This window comes from Citrobacter sp. C348 (assembly GCF_047467975.1).
Lineage (GTDB): Bacteria > Pseudomonadota > Gammaproteobacteria > Enterobacterales > Enterobacteriaceae > Citrobacter > Citrobacter gillenii.
The window spans coordinates 273,981-292,621 of the sequence record NZ_JASJUJ010000002.1 but is presented as its reverse complement, the minus strand read 5'-3'; the positions used below and the strand labels follow the sequence as shown (position 1 = coordinate 292,621).

Below are 18,641 nucleotides of genomic sequence, written 5' to 3'. Positions count from 1 at the left end.
CTCCCCGAAGGGAGGTTCACCCCAGAATGTTCTGATTTCATCCCCCTCCCGTCCTGACATCTATACTTATCCTTTTGCGTTTGTTTCTCATGGGAGGAGTCATGCGGTGGATCTTATTCATCTGTTTTTTTCTACTGAGCGTCCCGGTTCAGGCGGTCACGATACCCGGGGTAACGTCCACCGCCTCTGCCAGCCCGCCAGGTGAACCCGCTGCAGAGCCAGACGTTGAGCAAAAGAAGGCCGCCTACGGAGCCCTGGCGGACGTGCTGGAGAATGACGCCTCGCGCCAGGAGTTGATAGGCCAGCTACGTAAAGTGGCAGCAACGCCACCGCCTGACCCGGTCCCCACTATCGTTCCCCCCACGCTGACGGAAGAAAAAACGGTACTCGAGAACGTGACCGATGTCAGCCGCCACTACGGCGAAGCCCTCTCCAGCCGATTTGCCCAGCTTTATCGCAACATTACCGACGCGCCGCACAAAACCTTTAATCCGCAATCGTTCACCAATGCCCTGACTCACTTTTTTATGCTGGCGGTATCCGTGTTCGGGTTTTACTGGCTGGTACGCTTATGTGCGTTGCCGCTGTATCGCAAAATGGGGCAATGGGCGCGGCAAAAAAATCGTGACCGCAGCAACTGGCTACAGCTTCCCGCCATGATTATTGGCGCGTTCATCATCGATTTATTGCTGCTGGCCCTGACGCTGTTTGTTGGGCAGATCTTAAGCGATCGCATGAACGCCGGCAGTCGCACTATCGCTTTCCAGCAAAGTTTGTTTCTTAATGCCTTCGCGTTGATTGAGTTCTTTAAGGCCATTTTACGCCTGATATTTTGCCCGACAGTAGCCGAGCTGCGTCCGTTCAACATTCAGACTGCAAGCGCACGCTACTGGAATCGTCGCCTGAGCTCACTCAGCAGCCTGATTGGCTACGGGCTGATCGTGGTGGTGCCCATCGTCTCGAATCAGGTCAATGTACAGGTTGGCGCCATGGCTAACGTCATCATCATGCTGTGCATTACGCTGTGGGCGCTGTATCTGATCTTCAGGAACAAGAAAGAGATCACCGAGCATTTGCAGAGTCTGGCAGAAAGGTCGCTGGCTTTTTTCAGCCTGTTTATCCGCGCCTTTGCGCTGGTTTGGCACTGGCTGGCCAGCGCCTATTTCATCGTGCTGTTTTTCTTTTCTCTGTTTGATCCGGGCAACAGCCTGAAATTTATGATGGGGGCAACGCTACGCAGCCTGGTGATTATTGGCATCGCCGCCTTTGTTTCCGGTATGTTTTCCCGCTGGATAGCCAAAACCATCACGCTTTCACCGCACACCCAGCGCAGTTATCCGGAATTGCAAAAACGCCTGAATGGTTGGCTGTCGACGGCGTTAAGCATCGCGCGGATCCTGACGGTCTGTGTCGCGGTAATGCTGCTGCTCAACGCCTGGGGGCTGTTCGACTTCTGGAACTGGCTGCATTACGGCGCGGGAGAAAAAACGGTGGATATTCTAATCCGTATCGCGCTGATTTTATTCTTCTCCGCTATCGGCTGGACCCTGCTTGCCAGCCTGATTGAAAACCGCCTGACCTCGGATATCCACGGTCGGCCCCTGCCCAGCGCGCGCACCCGTACGCTGCTGACGCTGTTTCGCAATGCGCTGGCGGTGATTATCAGCACCATCACTATCATGATCGTACTGTCGGAAATTGGGGTCAATATTGCCCCGTTACTGGCAGGCGCGGGCGCGCTGGGGCTGGCTATCTCCTTCGGCTCGCAGACACTGGTAAAAGATATTATTACCGGGATCTTTATCCAGTTTGAAAATGGCATGAACACCGGTGATTTGGTCACCATCGGTCCGCTAACCGGCACGGTTGAGCGCATGTCGATTCGCTCAGTCGGTGTGCGCCAGGACACCGGGGCGTACCATATTATCCCGTGGTCATCGATAACCACCTTCGCCAACTTTGTACGGGGTATTGGATCGGTCGTCGCCAATTACGACGTGGACCGCCATGAGGATGCCGATAAAGCCAATCAGGCGTTGAAGGATGCCGTTACGGCGGTGATGGAGCGTGAAGATATTCGCGGATTCATTATTGGCGAGCCGTCATTCGCAGGCATTGTCGGGTTAACTAATACGGCGTTTACGCTGCGGGTGTCATTCACCACCTTACCGCTGAAGCAGTGGGCGGTACGCTTTGCGCTCGACAGTCAGGTGAAAAAATACTTTGATTTGGCCAACGTGCGCGCGCCGGTACAGACCTACCAAGTTTTGCCCGCACCGGTGAATGGCCCCACGGCAGCAGCCGATCCGCTGCCGCCGACAGAACCGACGATTTAGCGCTGACGCGCCATAAAACGGCGACGCTGATCGTTATCCATAAAGGTCCAGGCAATAAAGCGGCTGTGCTTTTGCCCCTGGGCCATCTCTTTTTTGACCACTTTCACCGCACCCACATCCGTCAGGGCGTGGTACAGCGGTGGCAGATTTTCACCGCGTGAAACCAGCGTGGTGAACCACATCACCTGGCGACCAAAGGCCTGGCTTTCGGCGATCATTTTTTTGATAAACGCCACTTCGCCACCTTCACACCAGAGCTCCTCCTGTTTCCCACCAAAGTTCAGCGCATCGTCTTTGTCCTGTCCCAGGTTACGACGTTTACGCTCACTTCCGGCGCGGGCAGAAGCCGCTGAATCATGGAACGGCGGATTGCACAGTGTCGCTTCGAACTGTTCATTCTTATGAATAATTCCGTTGAAGATAGACGACAAATCTTTCTGACGGCGCAGACGAATAGCACGGGTTAACCCCGGATTGCCGTTAACGATCGCCAGTGCGCTGCTCAATGCTTCCTGGCTGGTCTCACTGCCGGTAAACCGCCAGCCATATTCGTGCACGCCAATCAGCGGATAAATACAGTTTGCCCCAACGCCGACGTCCAGCACGCTCGCATTCGCCGGGATAGTTCCCGTCGTTTCGCCCAATAGATCGGCCAGATGATGAATGTAATCCGCCCGACCCGGTACCGGTGGGCACAGGTAACCTTGCGGAATATCCCAATTAGCCACCGCATAGTAATGCGCCAGCAGGGCTTTATTCAGCGCCTTCACAGCCAATGGGTTAGCAAAATCAACGCTCTGCTCGCCGCCTGGCGTAATGGTGAGGAATTGCGTCAATTCGGGCGTAACCTGGCATAACGTGGCAAGATCGTAACGGCCATTGTGGCGGTTGCGTGGGTGTAATCCCGGTTTCTGGGGGGGCATAACATTCTCCTATTAACAGCGGCGTAAGATACCCGCATAACGCCACGCGGTAAACACGCACGGCACGGAAAATCGATAATTCGTGCCGGATTTCCACAAAACGAATCGTTCAAAAAACACTCAGTTGTCCATCGATTTTTTGCGGTAAACGTCCGGCAATGACGTCCTAAACTTATCAGGCACTACCCGTTGTTTCTCAGAGGATATCATTATGAAGAAATGCCTCACACTCCTTGCCGCTACCGTACTCACCGGCATGACATTTGCGTCTTTTGCTGCACCGCCTAACACCAGTCCTGCCACCGGCCCGCTACAGGCTTCCGGAACCGTGTCGGCTACCGGCGCGTCAAGCCTGACCGATCTTGAAGACAAGCTGGCGGAAAAAGCGAAAGAGCAAGGCGCAAAAGGCTTTGTGGTGAATACTGCTGGCGGTAAAAATCAGATGTACGGCACCGCAACCATCTACAAGTAACCTCCCTCAGCCTAACTGCATTCGTCCTGAATGCAGTTTTCTTTTCTGCTCTCTGCACTCCCTGCGCAATTTGTAACCATCATGTTGGAATTTTGAATCCAATGTAAATAAATGTATTTATTTTTGAATTAATGAATGCTAAAAAGTCGCACTGATTAATAATGCTTATCAAAATCATTATCAATTACACATTTCATTACGGCGAGACCTGCAGGCGTAACATCCAAAGAGATGTCCCTTCGCACGAGTGAAACCTTCTACTCAAAAAATAATAAGCTACTCATTAACATGGATAAAAATCGCAACCTGCCGTCCAGTAGTTTCCATTCACTCACCTTTTTTGCCGGTCTGTGCATCGGCCTGTCTCCGGTCGCTCAGGCAGTCGCCGCAGGCGATCAGGATAAGAAACAAGAAGATACGCTGGTCGTAGAAGCCGCCAAACCGTCGCTGTACGCCCCCACCCACTCTGCCGATCCGAAATTCTCCCGTCCTGTTGCTGATACGACGCGCACCATGACGGTGATTTCTGAGCAGGTCATTAAGGATCAAGGGGCAACAAATCTGACCGATGCGCTAAAGAACGTGCCGGGCGTAGGCGCATTTTTCGCCGGTGAAAACGGCAACTCCACCACCGGTGACGCGATTTATATGCGTGGGGCCGATACCTCGAACAGCATTTACATCGACGGCGTTCGCGATATTGGCAGCGTGACGCGCGATACCTTCAATACCGAACAAGTTGAAGTGATTAAAGGTCCTTCCGGTACCGATTATGGCCGCAGCGCGCCGACCGGCTCCATCAACATGATCAGCAAGCAACCGCGCACTGACTCCGGCATTGATGCCTCTGCCAGCGTCGGCAGCGCCTGGTTCCGCCGCGGTACGCTGGACATCAATCAGGCCATTGGCGAGACCACCGCCGCACGATTAAACCTGATGGGCGAAAAGACGCACGATGCCGGACGCGATAACGTTAAAAATGAACGTTACGGCGTGGCCCCGTCCATCGCCTTTGGTTTAGGCACCGAAAATCGTCTGTATCTGAACTACTTGCACGTCACCCAGCACAACACGCCGGACGGCGGTGTTCCCACCATCGGCCTGCCGGGGTACTCTGCACCTTCTGCGGGGACTTCTGCCCTGAATCATTCAGGGAAAGTGGATACGCATAATTTCTATGGCACCGATTCGGATTACGACGACTCGACGACCGATACCGCGACGATGCGCTTTGAGCATGATCTGAGCGACAGCACCACCGTGCGCAATACCACGCGCTGGTCACGAGTCAAACAAGATTACCTGATGACGGCGGTGATGGGCGGCGCGTCAAATATCACGCAGCCAACCAGCAGCGTAGACACCTGGACCTGGTCGCGTCTGGCCAATACCAAAGATGTCAGCAACAAAATCCTCACCAACCAGACCAACCTGACCTCTAAATTTTATACCGGTTCCATTGGCCATGACATCAGTACCGGCGTCGAGTTTACGCGCGAAACGCAGACCAACTACGGCGTGGTGCCAATCACGCCGCCGCCGGTAAATATTTACCATCCCAACAGCAACATCAGCGTGGGTGGATTAAACCGTAACAGTGCCAACGCCAACGGCCAGACCGACACCTTCGGCATTTATGCATTCGATACCCTGCAAATTACCCGTGAGTTTGAGCTGAACGGCGGTATTCGTCTGGATAACTACCGCACCGAATATGACAGCGCCACCGCATGCGGTGCATCCGGGCGCGGTGCTGTCGCTTGCCCGGCAGGCGTAGCTAAAGGATCGCCGGTCACCACCGTTGACACCGCTAAGTCCGGTAATCTGGTGAACTGGAAAGCGGGTGCGCTTTATCATCTGACAGATAACGGCAACATTTACATTAACTATGCGGTCTCTCAGCAACCGCCGGGTGGCAGCAATTTTGCCCTCGCCCAGAGCGGTACCGGCAACAGCGCCAACCGTACCGATTTTAAACCGCAAAAAGCAAAGACCAGCGAAATTGGCACCAAATGGGAAGTACTGGACAAGCGCCTGCTGTTAACCGCCGCAATTTTCCGCACCGACATTGAGAACGAGGTCGAGCAGAATGACGACGGTACCTATTCCCAGTATGGGGAGAAACGCGTTGAAGGGTACGAACTGTCGGTTGCCGGCAACATCACCCCGGCATGGCAGGTGATTGGCGGATACACTCAGCAGCGGGCCACGGTCCATAACGGTAAAGACGTCGCTCAGGATGGTTCATCCTCCCTGCCGTATACCCCGGAACATGCGTTCACCCTGTGGAGTCAGTATCAGGCCACGGATGATATTTCCGTTGGCGCAGGCGCACGCTACGTGGGCAGTATGCATCGCGGTGCGGACGGCGCGGTGGGCACGCCATCCTTTACTGAAAGCTACTGGGTCGCGGATGCCAAACTGGGATATCGTGTAAACCGCAATCTCGATTTCCAGCTTAACGTCTATAACCTGTTTGACACCGATTATGTCTCCTCAATCAACAAAAGCGGATACCGTTACCATCCGGGTGAGCCGAGAACCTTCCTGCTCACCGCCAATATGCATTTCTGATTTATCGCGTGGGGCGTAAGCCCCACTTCAGGAGAAACACTGATGATGTACCACATTCCTGGCGTCTTATCGCCGCAGGACGTTGCCTGGTTTCGCGAACAGTTGGATTCAGCCGAGTGGATAGATGGCCGCGCCACCACCGGCGCTCAGGGCGCTCAGGTCAAAAATAACCAGCAGATTGATACGCAGAGCGAGCGCTATGTTGCGTTACATAAAGAGGTGCTGGCCGCCGTGAACAGCAGCGCGCTGTTCTTTGCTGCAGCATTGCCAAAAACAATCTCCGCGCCGTTGTTCAATCGTTATCAAAACGCAGAGACCTACGGCTTTCACGTTGATGGCGCGGTGCGTAGTCACCCGGAAAGCGGCTGGATGCGTACCGACCTTTCCGCCACATTATTCTTAAGTGACCCCGACAGCTATGAGGGGGGAGAGTTGCGGGTCAATGACACTTACGGTCAGCATGCGGTCAAACTCCCGGCTGGCGACCTGGTGCTCTACCCTTCCAGCAGTCTGCATTGCGTTACACCGGTGACGCGCGGCGTTCGTATAGCGTCGTTTATGTGGGTGCAGTCAATGGTCCGTGACGATAAAAAACGCGCCATGCTCTTTGAACTGGATAAGAACATCCAGTCCCTGAAAACTAATCACGGAGAAAGCGCTGAGATCCTGTCACTGCTCAATCTCTACCATAATCTGCTGCGCGAATGGTCTGAAATCTGACTGCGCGCTTGTGCATTCGTTTTTCGCCCATATCATTCACTATAATTATTATACAAACTGACTGTACGGAGGAGGCTATGGCATCCGGATGGGCAAATGACGACGCGGTGAACGAACAGATCAACAATACTATTGAAGATGCTGTCGCCCGCGCCCGTGGCGAACTCCCCACGGGAGAAAGCCGGTATGAATGCGAGGAATGTGGCAATCCTATCCCTCAGGCCCGGCGCGAGGCGGTTCCAGGGGTACGTTTGTGCATTACCTGCCAACAGGATAAAGATTCACATAACGCCGCATACTCAGGATATAATCGCAGAGGTTCGAAAGACAGCCAGCTACGTTGACCCTTCTTTACCAAAAGTTTCAGCGCATACGATTTCCTTTACGAGCACGGTTTTTCGCGACGGGTGTAGCAAAATGTGCCGTTGTCGCTGGCTCTGTAAAGCGCAATGACAAGAACTGTAAATCCGTCTTCCGAATTTATTAATATTCAATAAGTTATTTGTCATTCAATTTTTTTGATTGATGTCGTCAATTCTATTCGATTTTCTCTCACCTAAAAAAACGTGATACTTCTCACATCGACAAAACAACGTCTACCGAACAAAACACTGACTAACAGAATAACCTGCGAGAGATTAATCATGAAAAATATCAAATATGCTGTTGCTGCCATCGCCCTGTCTACCCTGTCATTTGGCGTTTTCGCTGCCGAGCCTGTGACCTCTACTCAGGCACAAAGCATGAATAAAGTGGGCGTGGTATCCGCTGATGGCGCCAGCACGCTGGATGGCCTGGAAGCCAAACTGGCTGAAAAAGCGGCCGCTGCGGGTGCAAGTGGCTACAGCATTACGTCCGCTGTCGGCAAAGACAAAATGAGCGGCACTGCGGTTATCTACAAATAACCGACGAATTACCTGCACGACCCAATGCTCCAACCCTCATTGACCCTGTTTGTTACCCTTTGTTTGCCCGTCCACTGGACGGGCTTTTTTTTGCTTACTGTTCCAACCGATGACGGAATTCTTGCAACACCGTCTCCGGCATCCCCACGAACTTCGCTGCCTCACAAATTGCCTGCCAGCTTCCTGCATCCAGCGGGATGCCCTGCACCAGTCGCGCCTCACGCGTATTCACTTCCCACTCACCCGGTAGCAGAATCGGGGCGTCCTCGCCATGCGGCGACGCTTTGACCCATTTCGCAAATGCGTCGACCTGATGGTCACAATCCGGCGCGCCAAATAATTCCGGGTTTAGAATGATCGTCGTCATGCAGTTAATGATGGCGTCAGCGCTGTCCTGCAAACTGTCTTCGTGCGTAGTTTTCCCCCCGGAAAGCGCACCGCCCAGAATTTCGCACATTGCCGCCAGCGCATAGCCTTTATGCTGAGCGAAGGTAAGCAGCGAGCCCAGCGGAGATACCTGCATCACGGCGGGATCGGTAGTCGGAACGCCGTCAGCATCAATCAGACATCCTGGCGCCACTGGCTCACCCTTATGCCACGCGACGCGCGTTTTGCCAAAGGCAATGGCGCTGGTCGCATAGTCCAGCAGCAGGGGGAAATCATTCTTACGCGGAAACACGGCGCAGAAAGGGTTAGTGCCAAACCGGCTGTCACGCCCCTGAAAAGGCGCAACCATCGGGATGCCGACCACATTCACAAAGTGAACGGAGACAAAGCCTGCGGCTGCACATTGCTCTGCCCAATAGCCAATGCGTCCGATATGATGGGAATTGTGTAGCGCCACCGCGGCAATACCGAACTGACGGGCTTTCTCGATTCCCAGCGTGATAGCTTCATGTGCCGCAACCTGACCAAACGCACTGTCGCCGTCAAGCGTTACCACCGCCCCCGCGTCTTTCACCACTTTCGCGTGGCGGTTTAGCTGCAAATGTCTCTGCGAAAAGGAACGAACATAGCTTGGGATCATGCCAATGCCGTGAGAATCGTGCCCGGCAAGGTTCGCGGCGATCAGATGATCGGCAACTAAGCGCGCTTCCTGCTCTTCGCTGCCCATCTGACGAAAAACGGCCTGAATAAAGGCGTGCAGCGTAGGCGCATGAAAGCGGTGTCCACTGTTCATGGTTATCTCCTGTTATGTTGCGTGTTTGTTGTGTTTCTTATTTTTCAACAAACTATGCTGCGCCACGACGCTCAGGAGGTCAATAAACGTGCAGAAATTTCATATTGCAGAAATAGCAGGAATAGCAGAAAAGGCGGGAACGGGCGGACCTGTATATCAGGCCCGCCGGGGAGATGAGTACATCAGAAGCACTGGTCGACGCGGGTAAACCCTTCAGCTAACGTCGCGACTTCGCCGGTTGCCACCAGGCAGCAGGCCATCTGTATTTTCAACGAGGCCGGTACCGGCTCGCTGCCGGCCAGACACCGCTCAATCCAGCGTGCCGTTGTTTCCGGATCTTTTGCTACCGGCAGCGGCACCGGCTCGTCAGGCATTTCGCTTTGCCTGTCCTGCAGCACGCGCACACCGGAATGATCTATCAGGCTTATCTGCGGACAACGCTGGGGATTGGCGTACACTTCCCCTTCCGTGCCGTGCATCAGCAGGCCACGCCCGCCGATATCACCAAAGAATTTCGCTACCCGCGACACGTATTCCGGGTGCGACACGCTGGCAAGACGCAACGCAGCATCTTCTGCAAACGGCGTGGCTAATTTCGCCAGCGTATGCGCACTGTTGCGCACCCCCATGCGCCAGCGCATCGCCAGCTGTTTCTCCAGCGGCGGGCACAGCGCGCTCACTGGGATAAACACCGGCTCATGTCCCTCAAGTTTCGCCTGTGCCTGTCCGGCATGCAGGGTGGGTGCAATGCCCAGCAGTTCAAAAATAGTTTCCGTCAGCACGCGGGTCGGATCTTCGCTCACCCCGTGCACCACGACCGGAAACCCGAGCTTATGCAGCAAAATAGCCAGCAGCGGCGTCAGGTTAGCCTGCTTGCGCGCACCGTTGTAGCTGGGAATAACAACAGGCATCGGTTTGGCAACGGGCGGCGTCAGGCGAAGGGTATGGTTTTGCATCGCCTCATAAAAGCCCAGCATTTCCGCCTCGCCTTCTCCTTTAATGCGCAGCGCAATCAGTACGCCGCCCATCTCAAGGTCAGGCACGTCGCCGTTTAACATGTGGGTATACAGTCCGCGAGCGGTATCCTGGTCCAGGTCACGCGCGTGATTTTTACCTCGCCCAATCTCTTTAATGATTTTGCGGTAATCCATCGATAACTCCTTGCCTGTTGCTCGCATCGTTAACGCCGACGGCGGCGTGTAGGTTTCGCTTTTTCTTTTGGTTTTACTATAACGTCTGGCACACCAGGTTGCTCTATCGGAAATATGGGTAACGCATTCAGTAAACGCTGACCATAGTTTTTGGTCAATAAACGCTTGTCGTAAATCACCACTTCGCCCCAGCAACCGTGACTACGAATGAGTCGCCCAACCTGCTGGATCAAATTGAACGATGCCGCAGGTAAACTCTGCACCTCAAAGGGATAGCGATTCAGGCTTTTCAGCCATTCACCCTCAGTCACCACCACCGGGCTGTCGATGGGGGGAAACGCAATTTTGTGAATATGTACCTGGGTCAACAGGTCGCCTTTCAAATCGAGGCCTTCGGCAAAAGACTGCAGCCCAACCAGCACGCTACGCTCGCCGTTTTCCACCCGCTTGCGGTGCAGTTCCACCAGTCGATAACGCGGCTGATCGCCCTGCACCAGCAACAGCAAACGCAGATCGGTCACGTGCTCCAGAAAACGCTGCATCGCCCGACCGCTGGCAAAAAGCACCAGCATGCCCTGATGTTTTTTACTTTCCACCTGTTCGCGGAAATAAGCCGCCATTTCGGCAATATGCTGCTCTTCGTTCTCCATCAACGGTTCGTAACGCATCTGCGGAATGACAATTTTGCCTTGCTCGACATGATTAAACGGCGAGTCCAGCGCCACAAAGCGGTCTCCCGCCTTTTCTGTCAGACCGCTCATCTCCTGCAGGCGCGAGAAACTGTTGAGCGAGCGTAAGGTGGCAGAGGTGACGATAATATGCGGCACGCTGCGCCACAGCAGACGTTCAAGCTGATCGCTGACGCGGATCCCCACGCAGTGAAACCAAGCATGCATCTGTCCGTCACGCACGTCGCGCGTTACCCATTTGGTCACCGGCGCGCCTGATGACTGCGCCAGTGAAGCCAGCCGCCACAGTTTACTTTGCGCTTCAAACATACCCAGCGCCCGGTTCATCTGCAAAATAACCCGATGCAGACGAACGATATCGTGGCTGCCGGTTTTTTCGCTGAGATCGTTGAGGAACAGTTCCGCCAGACCGCGTAGCATCTCGGTGAGCTTCGCCAGACGCTGACAAATCTCCATCACTTCCGCAGGCAGCTCACCCATTGCAAAGCGGTGTTCAGCTTCCTGCGTGGCGGGCAGGTACAGATTGAGGATGTTGTTTAGTGAGGCGATCAGCTCATACAGCTCTTCACAGTGGGCGTTCAGGCGCTCTGGATTAGCCAGCGGCGGCGTGGTTTTCGGGCGAAACTGCTCCAGGCAGGTCGCCACGAGTTTGCTGAATAAATCCAGCTGCAGCCGATACCAGGGCGCGGTAATCTCGGCGCTCATTTCCAGCGCATCGCGCGCGACGTCCGGCAGATGGTGGCCTTCATCAAGCACCAGCAGCAAATTTTTCGGTTCCGGTAACACCGCTTCGCTCTCCATGGCCGCCATCACTAACGCGTGGTTTGCCACCACCACTTCGGCTTCCTGGATCTCACGGCGGGCAACAAAAAATGGGCATTCACGGTAGTAATGACAGTTACGGTTCAGACAGCTGGCTTTATCAGTGCTCAGACGCTGCCAGAGCCCGTCATCAATGGCGATATCGGTGTGATCGCGCAACCCATCCCATTTGTAAGTGTCGAGGTCGCCTTTGAGCCTGGCGCAACGTTTTTGTTCTTCCTGGTTGTTGGGCGTCAGATCATCGTCGAGAAACGCCAGCAAATCCTGCTGATTGGGTTCGGTACTGGCCAAGGCCGCTAAATTACGCGGGCAGACATAGCGCCCTCGCCCAAACGCGGCGGTAAATCGCAGATCAGGGATAATTTTGCGCAGCAGCGGCAGGTCTTTACTGTAGATCTGATCCTGCAACGCGACGTTGGCGGTACTGACCACCAGCGTTTTTTGTTCTTCACGGGCAATGGCAATCCCCGGAATTAAATAGGACAGCGTTTTCCCGACGCCGGTCGGCGCTTCGATAGCCAGATGCCGCCCGTCTTCCCCAGCCAGCGTTTTCGCGACATCAGCAATCATCTGCCGCTGCGGTGCACGGGGGATAAAGTCGGGGATCTGTTCCTGAAGCGCCTTATACCAGGCGGCAATTTGCGCTTTCAACGCTGCGGTTAATGCCATGAGAAAACCTGAAATACTGTATAAACAGCCACTATTGTGGCACTTTCTGATACGCGTCGCAAAAAAAAAGCCCGGCTATTCGGCCGGGCTCGCAATTACTGTGCAGAAGACGGTCTGCGAGGACGACGCGGTGGACGCGGTTTGTCGCCTGCCGGTTTGCCTTCACTGTTACGCGGTTTCGCTTTTGGCGCACCACCGTCCTGGCGACGCGGCTGCTGACCACGGCCTGCTCCACCTTGCCCACGACCACCGCCGCCGCCACGCTGCTGGCGTCCGTTCTGGATTGGCTCGGCTTTAATCGACGGGTCCGGCGCATAGCCATCAACCGCAATACGCGGGATCTCTTTTTTCAGCAGTTTTTCGATGTCATGCAGCAGCTTGTGCTCATCAACACACACCAGAGACAGCGCTTCACCGGTAGCCGCAGCACGACCGGTACGTCCGATGCGGTGAACATAGTCTTCCGGGACGTTTGGCAGCTCATAGTTCACCACGTGCGGCAGCTCTTCAATGTCGAGCCCGCGAGCCGCGATGTCGGTCGCCACCAGCACGCGAATATCGCCGGATTTAAAATCGGCCAGCGCACGCGTACGCGCACCCTGAGATTTATTACCGTGGATCGCCGCGCTGCGAATACCGTCTTTATTCAGCTGTTCTGCCAGGTGGTTGGCACCATGTTTGGTACGGGTAAAGACCAGCACCTGCTGCCAGTTACCCTGGCCAATCATCTGTGACAGCAATTCACGTTTACGTTTTTTATCCACAAAGTGAACGAGCTGGCTGACCTGCTCAGAGGCGGTATTACGACGCGCGACTTCAATTTCCAGCGGGTTATGCAGCAGTTTTTCTGCCAGCGACTTAATGTCGTCAGAAAACGTTGCGGAGAACAGCAGGTTTTGACGTTTAGCGGGCAGTTTAGCCAGTACGCGACGAATATCATGGATAAAGCCCATATCCAGCATACGGTCCGCTTCATCCAGTACCAGGATCTCAACCTGATCCAGTTTCACCGCGTTTTGATGTTCCAGATCGAGCAAACGGCCCGGCGTTGCCACCAGCACATCTACGCCACTGCGCAGTTTCATCATCTGCGGGTTAATGCTTACGCCGCCGAAAACCACCAGCGAGCGAACGTTCAGATACTTGCTGTAATCGCGGACGTTTTCGCCAATTTGTGCCGCCAGCTCGCGGGTTGGCGTCAGGATCAGCGCACGCACCGGACGACGGCTTTTGCCATGCGGCTGATGGGTAATGAGGTGTTGTAACAGCGGCAGGGTAAAACCTGCCGTTTTCCCCGTGCCGGTCTGGGCGCTGGCCATCAGATCACGGCCTTCCAGCACGGCGGGGATTGCCTGCTGCTGAATAGGGGTAGGTTCACGGTAACCCTGCTCGGCAACGGCGCGCAAGATTTCAGGATCTAAACCAAGGGAATCAAAAGACATAACTACTCCGAACCGCCCTGACCGTTACCGGTGTCGTTTTCAGGACGATACTCGCAAAAGAGATGACAAAAACCACAATGTCATGAAGGGGCGGAGTGTAGCAGTTTTTGTGATGTACCGCATAAATTATCCCGCCAGCCGCGAAAAACAAAATAAACCACCAGACTAGACAAGTGCAGAAATCAGTCATAATCTTAATCAATCGATTGATTAATAATTTAGACATGCCATGAATACACCCACCATGACAACTAAAGGTGAACAGGCAAAGAACCAGCTGATTGCCGCCGCGCTCGCACAGTTTGGTGAGTACGGACTGCATGCCACTACGCGCGATATTGCCGCTCAGGCCGGACAAAACATCGCCGCAATTACCTACTATTTTGGTTCAAAAGAGGATTTATATCTCGCCTGCGCCCAGTGGATCGCGGATTTTATCGGTTCACAGTTTCGCCCTCATGCTGAAGAAGCCGAGCGTCTGTTTACCCAACCCGAGCCGGACCGGGCCGCCATGCGCGAACTGATCCTGCGTGCCTGCAAAAACATGATCATGCTGTTAACCCAGGATGACACGGTGAACCTGAGCAAATTTATTTCGCGCGAACAGCTCTCCCCCACTGCAGCCTATCAGTTGGTGCATGACCAGGTGATCAACCCGCTGCATAGCCACCTGACCCGCTTAATTGCCGCTTATACGGGTCGCGATGCCAATGACACCCAAATGATCCTGCATACCCACGCCATATTGGGTGAAGTGCTGGCCTTCCGTTTGGGTAAAGAAACTATTCTGTTGCGCACGGGTTGGTCACAATTTGATGCGGATAAAACCGCGCTAATTGAACACACGATCACCTGTCACATCGATCTTATTCTGCAAGGTTTAACGCAAAGGAGTCTGGAGTCATGAAAAAACCTGTCGTTCTCGGGCTGGTTATCGCGGCCCTCGTTGCCGTGATTGCTGGTGGAACGTGGTGGTATCAAAGCCAACAAGATAACGGCCTGACCCTGTACGGCAACGTCGATATCCGCAGCGTCAATTTAAGTTTTCGCGTAGGCGGCAGGCTGGCCTCGCTGGCGGTTGACGAAGGTGATGCGATTACTGCCGGTCAGGTACTGGGCGAACTGGACCACGCCCCCTACGAAAACGCGCTGATGCAGGCGAAGGCTAACGTTGCCGCCGCGCAGGCGCAATACGACCTGATGCTGGCAGGATATCGCGAAGAAGAGATCGCGCAAACCGCGGCGGCCGTGAAGCAGGCGCAGGCAGCGTATGACTACGCGCAGAACTTTTATAATCGCCAGCTCGGATTATGGAAAAGCCGCACTATCTCGGCCAACGATCTGGAAAACGCCCGTTCTTCACGCGACCAGGCACTGGCAACGCTGAAATCCGCGCAGGATAAACTCAGTCAATACCGCAGCGGTAACCGCCCGCAGGATATCGCCCAGGCGAAAGCGACGCTCGAACAGGCTCAGGCGCAGCTGGCGCAGGCTGAACTCGATTTGCATGACACCACGCTGACCTCCCCGTCTGACGGCACACTGCTTACCCGTGCGGTCGAGCCCGGCAGTATGCTGAACGCGGGCGGCACGGTGCTGACGCTGTCGCTTACCCGGCCGGTGTGGGTCCGCGCCTATGTGGACGAACGCAATCTGAGCCAGGCGCAGCCAGGACGTGAAATTCTGCTTTATACCGATGGCCGCCCGGATAAACCGTACCACGGCAAAATCGGCTTTGTGTCGCCAACAGCAGAGTTTACACCGAAAACGGTAGAGACCCCGGACCTGCGTACCGACCTGGTCTACCGCCTGCGTATTGTCGTGACCGATGCCGACGATGCGCTGCGTCAGGGAATGCCGGTGACGGTGAAGTTCGGTGACGAGGCGCGGCATGAATGACGCAGTCATTACCCTCAACGGGCTGGTTAAGCGCTTTGCCGGGATGGAAAAACCGGCGGTCGCCCCGCTCGACTGCACGATTCACGCAGGTTATGTCACCGGTCTGGTCGGTCCCGACGGTGCAGGGAAAACCACGCTGATGCGGATGCTGGCGGGCCTGTTGAAGCCGGACGGCGGCAGCGCGACGGTGATTGGCTTTGACCCCATCATCAACGACAGCGCCCTGCATGCGGTGCTGGGCTATATGCCACAGAAATTCGGCCTGTATGAAGATTTGACCGTCATGGAGAACCTCAATCTCTATGCCGATTTACGCAGCGTTACCGGTGAAGCGCGGGAGAAAACCTTTGCCCGTCTGCTGGAGTTTACCTCGCTGGGGCCGTTTACCGGACGTCTGGCGGGGAAACTCTCCGGCGGTATGAAGCAGAAACTGGGCCTTGCCTGTACGCTGGTCGGCGAACCCAAAGTGCTGCTGCTGGATGAGCCCGGCGTGGGCGTAGACCCAATATCCCGCCGCGAATTGTGGCAAATGGTGCATGAACTGGCCGGGGATGGCATGTTGATCCTCTGGAGCACCTCGTATCTGGACGAGGCCGAGCAGTGCCGCGATGTGCTGCTGATGAACGAAGGTGAATTGCTCTATCAAGGCGATCCGACTCAGCTGACGCAAACCATGGCCGGGCGCAGTTTTTTAATGAGCAGCCCGCAGGAAAATAACCGCAAACTGCTACAACGCGCGCTCAAGTTACCGCAGGTCAGCGACGGCATGATTCAGGGGAAATCCGTGCGCCTGATCCTGAAAAAAGCGGCCACGGCGGACGATATTCGCAAAGCTGAAGGCATGCCGGAAATCACCATCACCAGTACAGCGCCGCGCTTTGAAGATGCGTTCATCGATTTACTCGGCGGCGCGGGAACCTCTGAATCGCCGCTGGGCGCTATCCTGCACACCGTAGAAGGTACCGCCGGTGAAACGGTGATTGAAGCCAAAGCGCTGACCAAAAAATTCGGTGATTTTGCCGCCACCGACCATGTGGACTTTGCCGTCCAACGCGGTGAGATTTTTGGCCTGTTAGGCCCCAACGGGGCGGGTAAATCGACCACGTTTAAAATGATGTGCGGCCTGCTGGTTCCCACCTCAGGTAAAGCGCTGGTGCTGGACATGGACCTGAAGGTCAGTTCCGGAAAAGCACGCCAGCATCTGGGTTATATGGCGCAGAAATTCTCCCTGTACGGTAACCTGACGGTGGAGCAGAATCTGCGCTTTTTCTCCGGCGTCTACGGCCTGCGCGGACGCGCACAGAAAGAAAAAATCGATCGTATGAGCGAGGCGTTCGGCCTGAAGAGCATAGCCTCTCATGCCACCGACGAACTGCCGCTAGGCTTTAAGCAGCGTCTGGCGCTGGCCTGTTCGCTGATGCATGAACCCGACATCCTGTTCCTCGATGAACCGACCTCCGGGGTTGACCCCCTCACCCGTCGCGAGTTCTGGCTGCATATCAACAGCATGGTAGAGAAAGGCGTGACGGTGATGGTCACGACCCACTTTATGGACGAGGCGGAATATTGCGACCGTATCGGGCTGGTGTACCGCGGTAAGCTAATCGCCAGCGGCACGCCGGACGACCTGAAAGCGCAGGCGGCCGATAACAACACGCCGGACCCGACTATGGAGCAGGCGTTTATCACGCTTATCAATGACTGGGATAAGGAGCACGCACATGAGTAATCACGCGCTTTCATGGCGACGCGTGCGCGCGCTGTGCATTAAAGAAACGCGGCAGATCGTGCGCGATCCCAGTAGCTGGCTGATTGCCGTGGTGATCCCATTACTGTTGCTGTTTATCTTCGGCTACGGGATTAACCTCGATTCCAGCAAGCTGCGGGTGGGGATTTTGCTCGAGCAACAGAGCGAAGAGGCGCTGGATTTTACCCATACCATGACCGGCTCGCCGTATATTGACGCCACCATCAGCGACAACCGCCAGGAGTTAGTTGAGAAAATGCAGGCCGGGCGTATTCGCGGACTGGTGGTGATCCCGGTGGATTTTGCCCAGCAGATGGCGCGGCCAAACGATATTGCGCCTATTCAGGTGATCACCGATGGCAGCGAACCGAACACGGCCAACTTTGTGCAAGGCTATGTAGAAGGCATCTGGCAGATTTGGCAAAAGCAGCGGGCAGAAGACCGCGGCGAATCGTTTGAACCGCTGATCGACGTGCAGACCCGCTACTGGTTCAACCCGGCGGCGATCAGCCAGCATTTTATTATTCCAGGAGCGGTGACCATTATTATGACGGTCATCGGCGCGATCCTGACCTCATTAGTGGTCGCACGTGAATGGGAGCGCGGTACCATGGAAGCGCTGCTGTCGACCGAAGTCACCCGCGTCGAATTGCTGCTGTGTAAACTGATCCCCTATTATTTTCTCGGCATGCTGGCGATGCTGCTGTGTATGCTGGTGTCGGTGTTTATTCTTGGCGTGCCCTATCGCGGTTCTCTGCTGATTCTGTTTTTTATCACCAGCCTGTTTCTGCTCAGTACGCTTGGCATGGGATTACTGATCTCCACCATCACCCGCAACCAGTTTAATGCCGCGCAGGTGGCGCTCAACGCCGCTTTCCTGCCATCTATTATGCTGTCGGGCTTTATCTTCCAGATAGACAGCATGCCCGCCATTATTCGCGCGGTGACGTATATCATTCCCGCACGTTATTTCGTCAGCACCCTGCAAAGCCTGTTTCTGGCGGGAAATATTCCGGTAGTGTTGATCATCAACGTGCTGTTTTTAATCGCTTCGGCGGTGATGTTTATTGGTCTGACGTGGCTTAAAACCAAACGTCGGCTGGATTGAGGGG

15 protein-coding genes are annotated in these 18,641 nt (G+C 54.9%); 10 read left to right on the top strand and 5 right to left on the bottom strand.

The window, feature by feature from the left end:
• Positions 1 to 101 precede the first annotated feature (101 nt).
• A complete protein-coding gene (gene ybiO, locus QNN86_RS05350; protein ID WP_414210730.1) occupies positions 102 to 2,336 on the top strand; it encodes a mechanosensitive channel protein in 2,235 nt (744 codons plus the stop codon).
• Here the strand turns inward: ybiO and rlmF are convergent.
• Positions 2,333 to 3,259, bottom strand: a complete 927-nt coding sequence (rlmF, locus tag QNN86_RS05345; RefSeq protein WP_096757756.1) for a 23S rRNA (adenine(1618)-N(6))-methyltransferase RlmF — start codon at positions 3,257 to 3,259, stop codon at positions 2,333 to 2,335. The genes ybiO and rlmF overlap by 4 nt on opposite strands.
• A 211-nt stretch (positions 3,260 to 3,470) precedes the next feature.
• Here rlmF and mcbA point away from each other — a divergent pair, with 211 nt between their 5' ends.
• From mcbA to ybiJ, 5 genes are all read left to right on the top strand, one after another.
• Positions 3,471 to 3,731, top strand: a complete 261-nt coding sequence (gene mcbA, locus QNN86_RS05340) for a DUF1471 family periplasmic protein McbA (RefSeq protein WP_182270132.1) — start codon at positions 3,471 to 3,473, stop codon at positions 3,729 to 3,731.
• Positions 3,732 to 4,019: 288 nt separating this feature from the next.
• Positions 4,020 to 6,305, top strand: coding sequence for a catecholate siderophore receptor Fiu (locus QNN86_RS05335; RefSeq protein WP_414210729.1), 2,286 nt, complete (start codon positions 4,020 to 4,022; stop codon positions 6,303 to 6,305).
• A 42-nt stretch (positions 6,306 to 6,347) separates the two neighbouring features.
• Entirely contained in the window at positions 6,348 to 7,025 is a 678-nt protein-coding gene (gene ybiX, locus QNN86_RS05330; RefSeq protein ID WP_182270134.1) for a PKHD-type hydroxylase YbiX, read from the top strand.
• Positions 7,026 to 7,102: 77 nt separating this feature from the next.
• Positions 7,103 to 7,369 carry a DksA/TraR family C4-type zinc finger protein gene (locus QNN86_RS05325; protein WP_182270135.1) on the top strand — a complete coding sequence of 89 codons (267 nt, stop codon included), beginning with the start codon at positions 7,103 to 7,105 and terminating at the stop codon, positions 7,367 to 7,369.
• 300 nt (positions 7,370 to 7,669) lie between these two features.
• Positions 7,670 to 7,930 (top strand): DUF1471 family protein YbiJ, encoded by a 261-nt coding sequence (gene ybiJ / locus QNN86_RS05320; RefSeq protein ID WP_181618969.1) that lies wholly within the window; start codon positions 7,670 to 7,672, stop codon positions 7,928 to 7,930.
• Positions 7,931 to 8,024: 94 nt separating this feature from the next.
• Here ybiJ and QNN86_RS05315 read toward each other — a convergent pair whose 3' ends face one another.
• The 4 genes from QNN86_RS05315 to rhlE all read right to left on the bottom strand — a co-directional run bounded on the left by QNN86_RS05315 (position 8,025) and on the right by rhlE (position 13,883).
• On the bottom strand, positions 8,025 to 9,110 hold the full coding sequence (locus tag QNN86_RS05315; protein WP_414210728.1) for a malate/lactate/ureidoglycolate dehydrogenase: 1,086 nt from the start codon (positions 9,108 to 9,110) through the stop codon (positions 8,025 to 8,027).
• A gap of 182 nt (positions 9,111 to 9,292) precedes the next feature.
• Positions 9,293 to 10,261 (bottom strand): DNA-binding protein YbiB, encoded by a 969-nt coding sequence (ybiB, locus tag QNN86_RS05310; protein ID WP_414210727.1) that lies wholly within the window; start codon positions 10,259 to 10,261, stop codon positions 9,293 to 9,295.
• Between the two features lie 29 nt (positions 10,262 to 10,290).
• Positions 10,291 to 12,441, bottom strand: a complete 2,151-nt coding sequence (gene dinG / locus QNN86_RS05305; RefSeq protein WP_414210726.1) for an ATP-dependent DNA helicase DinG — start codon at positions 12,439 to 12,441, stop codon at positions 10,291 to 10,293.
• 95 nt (positions 12,442 to 12,536) lie between these two features.
• Complete coding sequence (rhlE, locus tag QNN86_RS05300) at positions 12,537 to 13,883, bottom strand: ATP-dependent RNA helicase RhlE (protein ID WP_096757764.1); 1,347 nt, start codon at positions 13,881 to 13,883, stop codon at positions 12,537 to 12,539.
• Between the two features lie 229 nt (positions 13,884 to 14,112).
• Here rhlE and cecR point away from each other — a divergent pair, with 229 nt between their 5' ends.
• From cecR to QNN86_RS05280, 4 genes are read left to right on the top strand one after another with little or no spacing between them, the layout of a single operon-like run.
• Positions 14,113 to 14,790: a transcriptional regulator CecR gene (gene cecR / locus QNN86_RS05295; RefSeq protein WP_096757765.1), complete on the top strand. Its 678-nt coding sequence runs from the start codon at positions 14,113 to 14,115 to the stop codon at positions 14,788 to 14,790.
• Positions 14,787 to 15,782: a secretion protein HlyD gene (hlyD, locus tag QNN86_RS05290; protein WP_096757766.1), complete on the top strand. Its 996-nt coding sequence runs from the start codon at positions 14,787 to 14,789 to the stop codon at positions 15,780 to 15,782. Before cecR ends, hlyD begins: the two co-directional genes overlap by 4 nt.
• On the top strand, positions 15,775 to 17,511 hold the full coding sequence (locus QNN86_RS05285; RefSeq protein ID WP_414210725.1) for an ATP-binding cassette domain-containing protein: 1,737 nt from the start codon (positions 15,775 to 15,777) through the stop codon (positions 17,509 to 17,511). The genes hlyD and QNN86_RS05285 overlap by 8 nt, the downstream gene beginning before the upstream one ends.
• Positions 17,504 to 18,637 (top strand): ABC transporter permease, encoded by a 1,134-nt coding sequence (locus QNN86_RS05280; RefSeq protein ID WP_115258998.1) that lies wholly within the window; start codon positions 17,504 to 17,506, stop codon positions 18,635 to 18,637. The genes QNN86_RS05285 and QNN86_RS05280 overlap by 8 nt, the downstream gene beginning before the upstream one ends.
• Positions 18,638 to 18,641 lie beyond the last annotated feature (4 nt).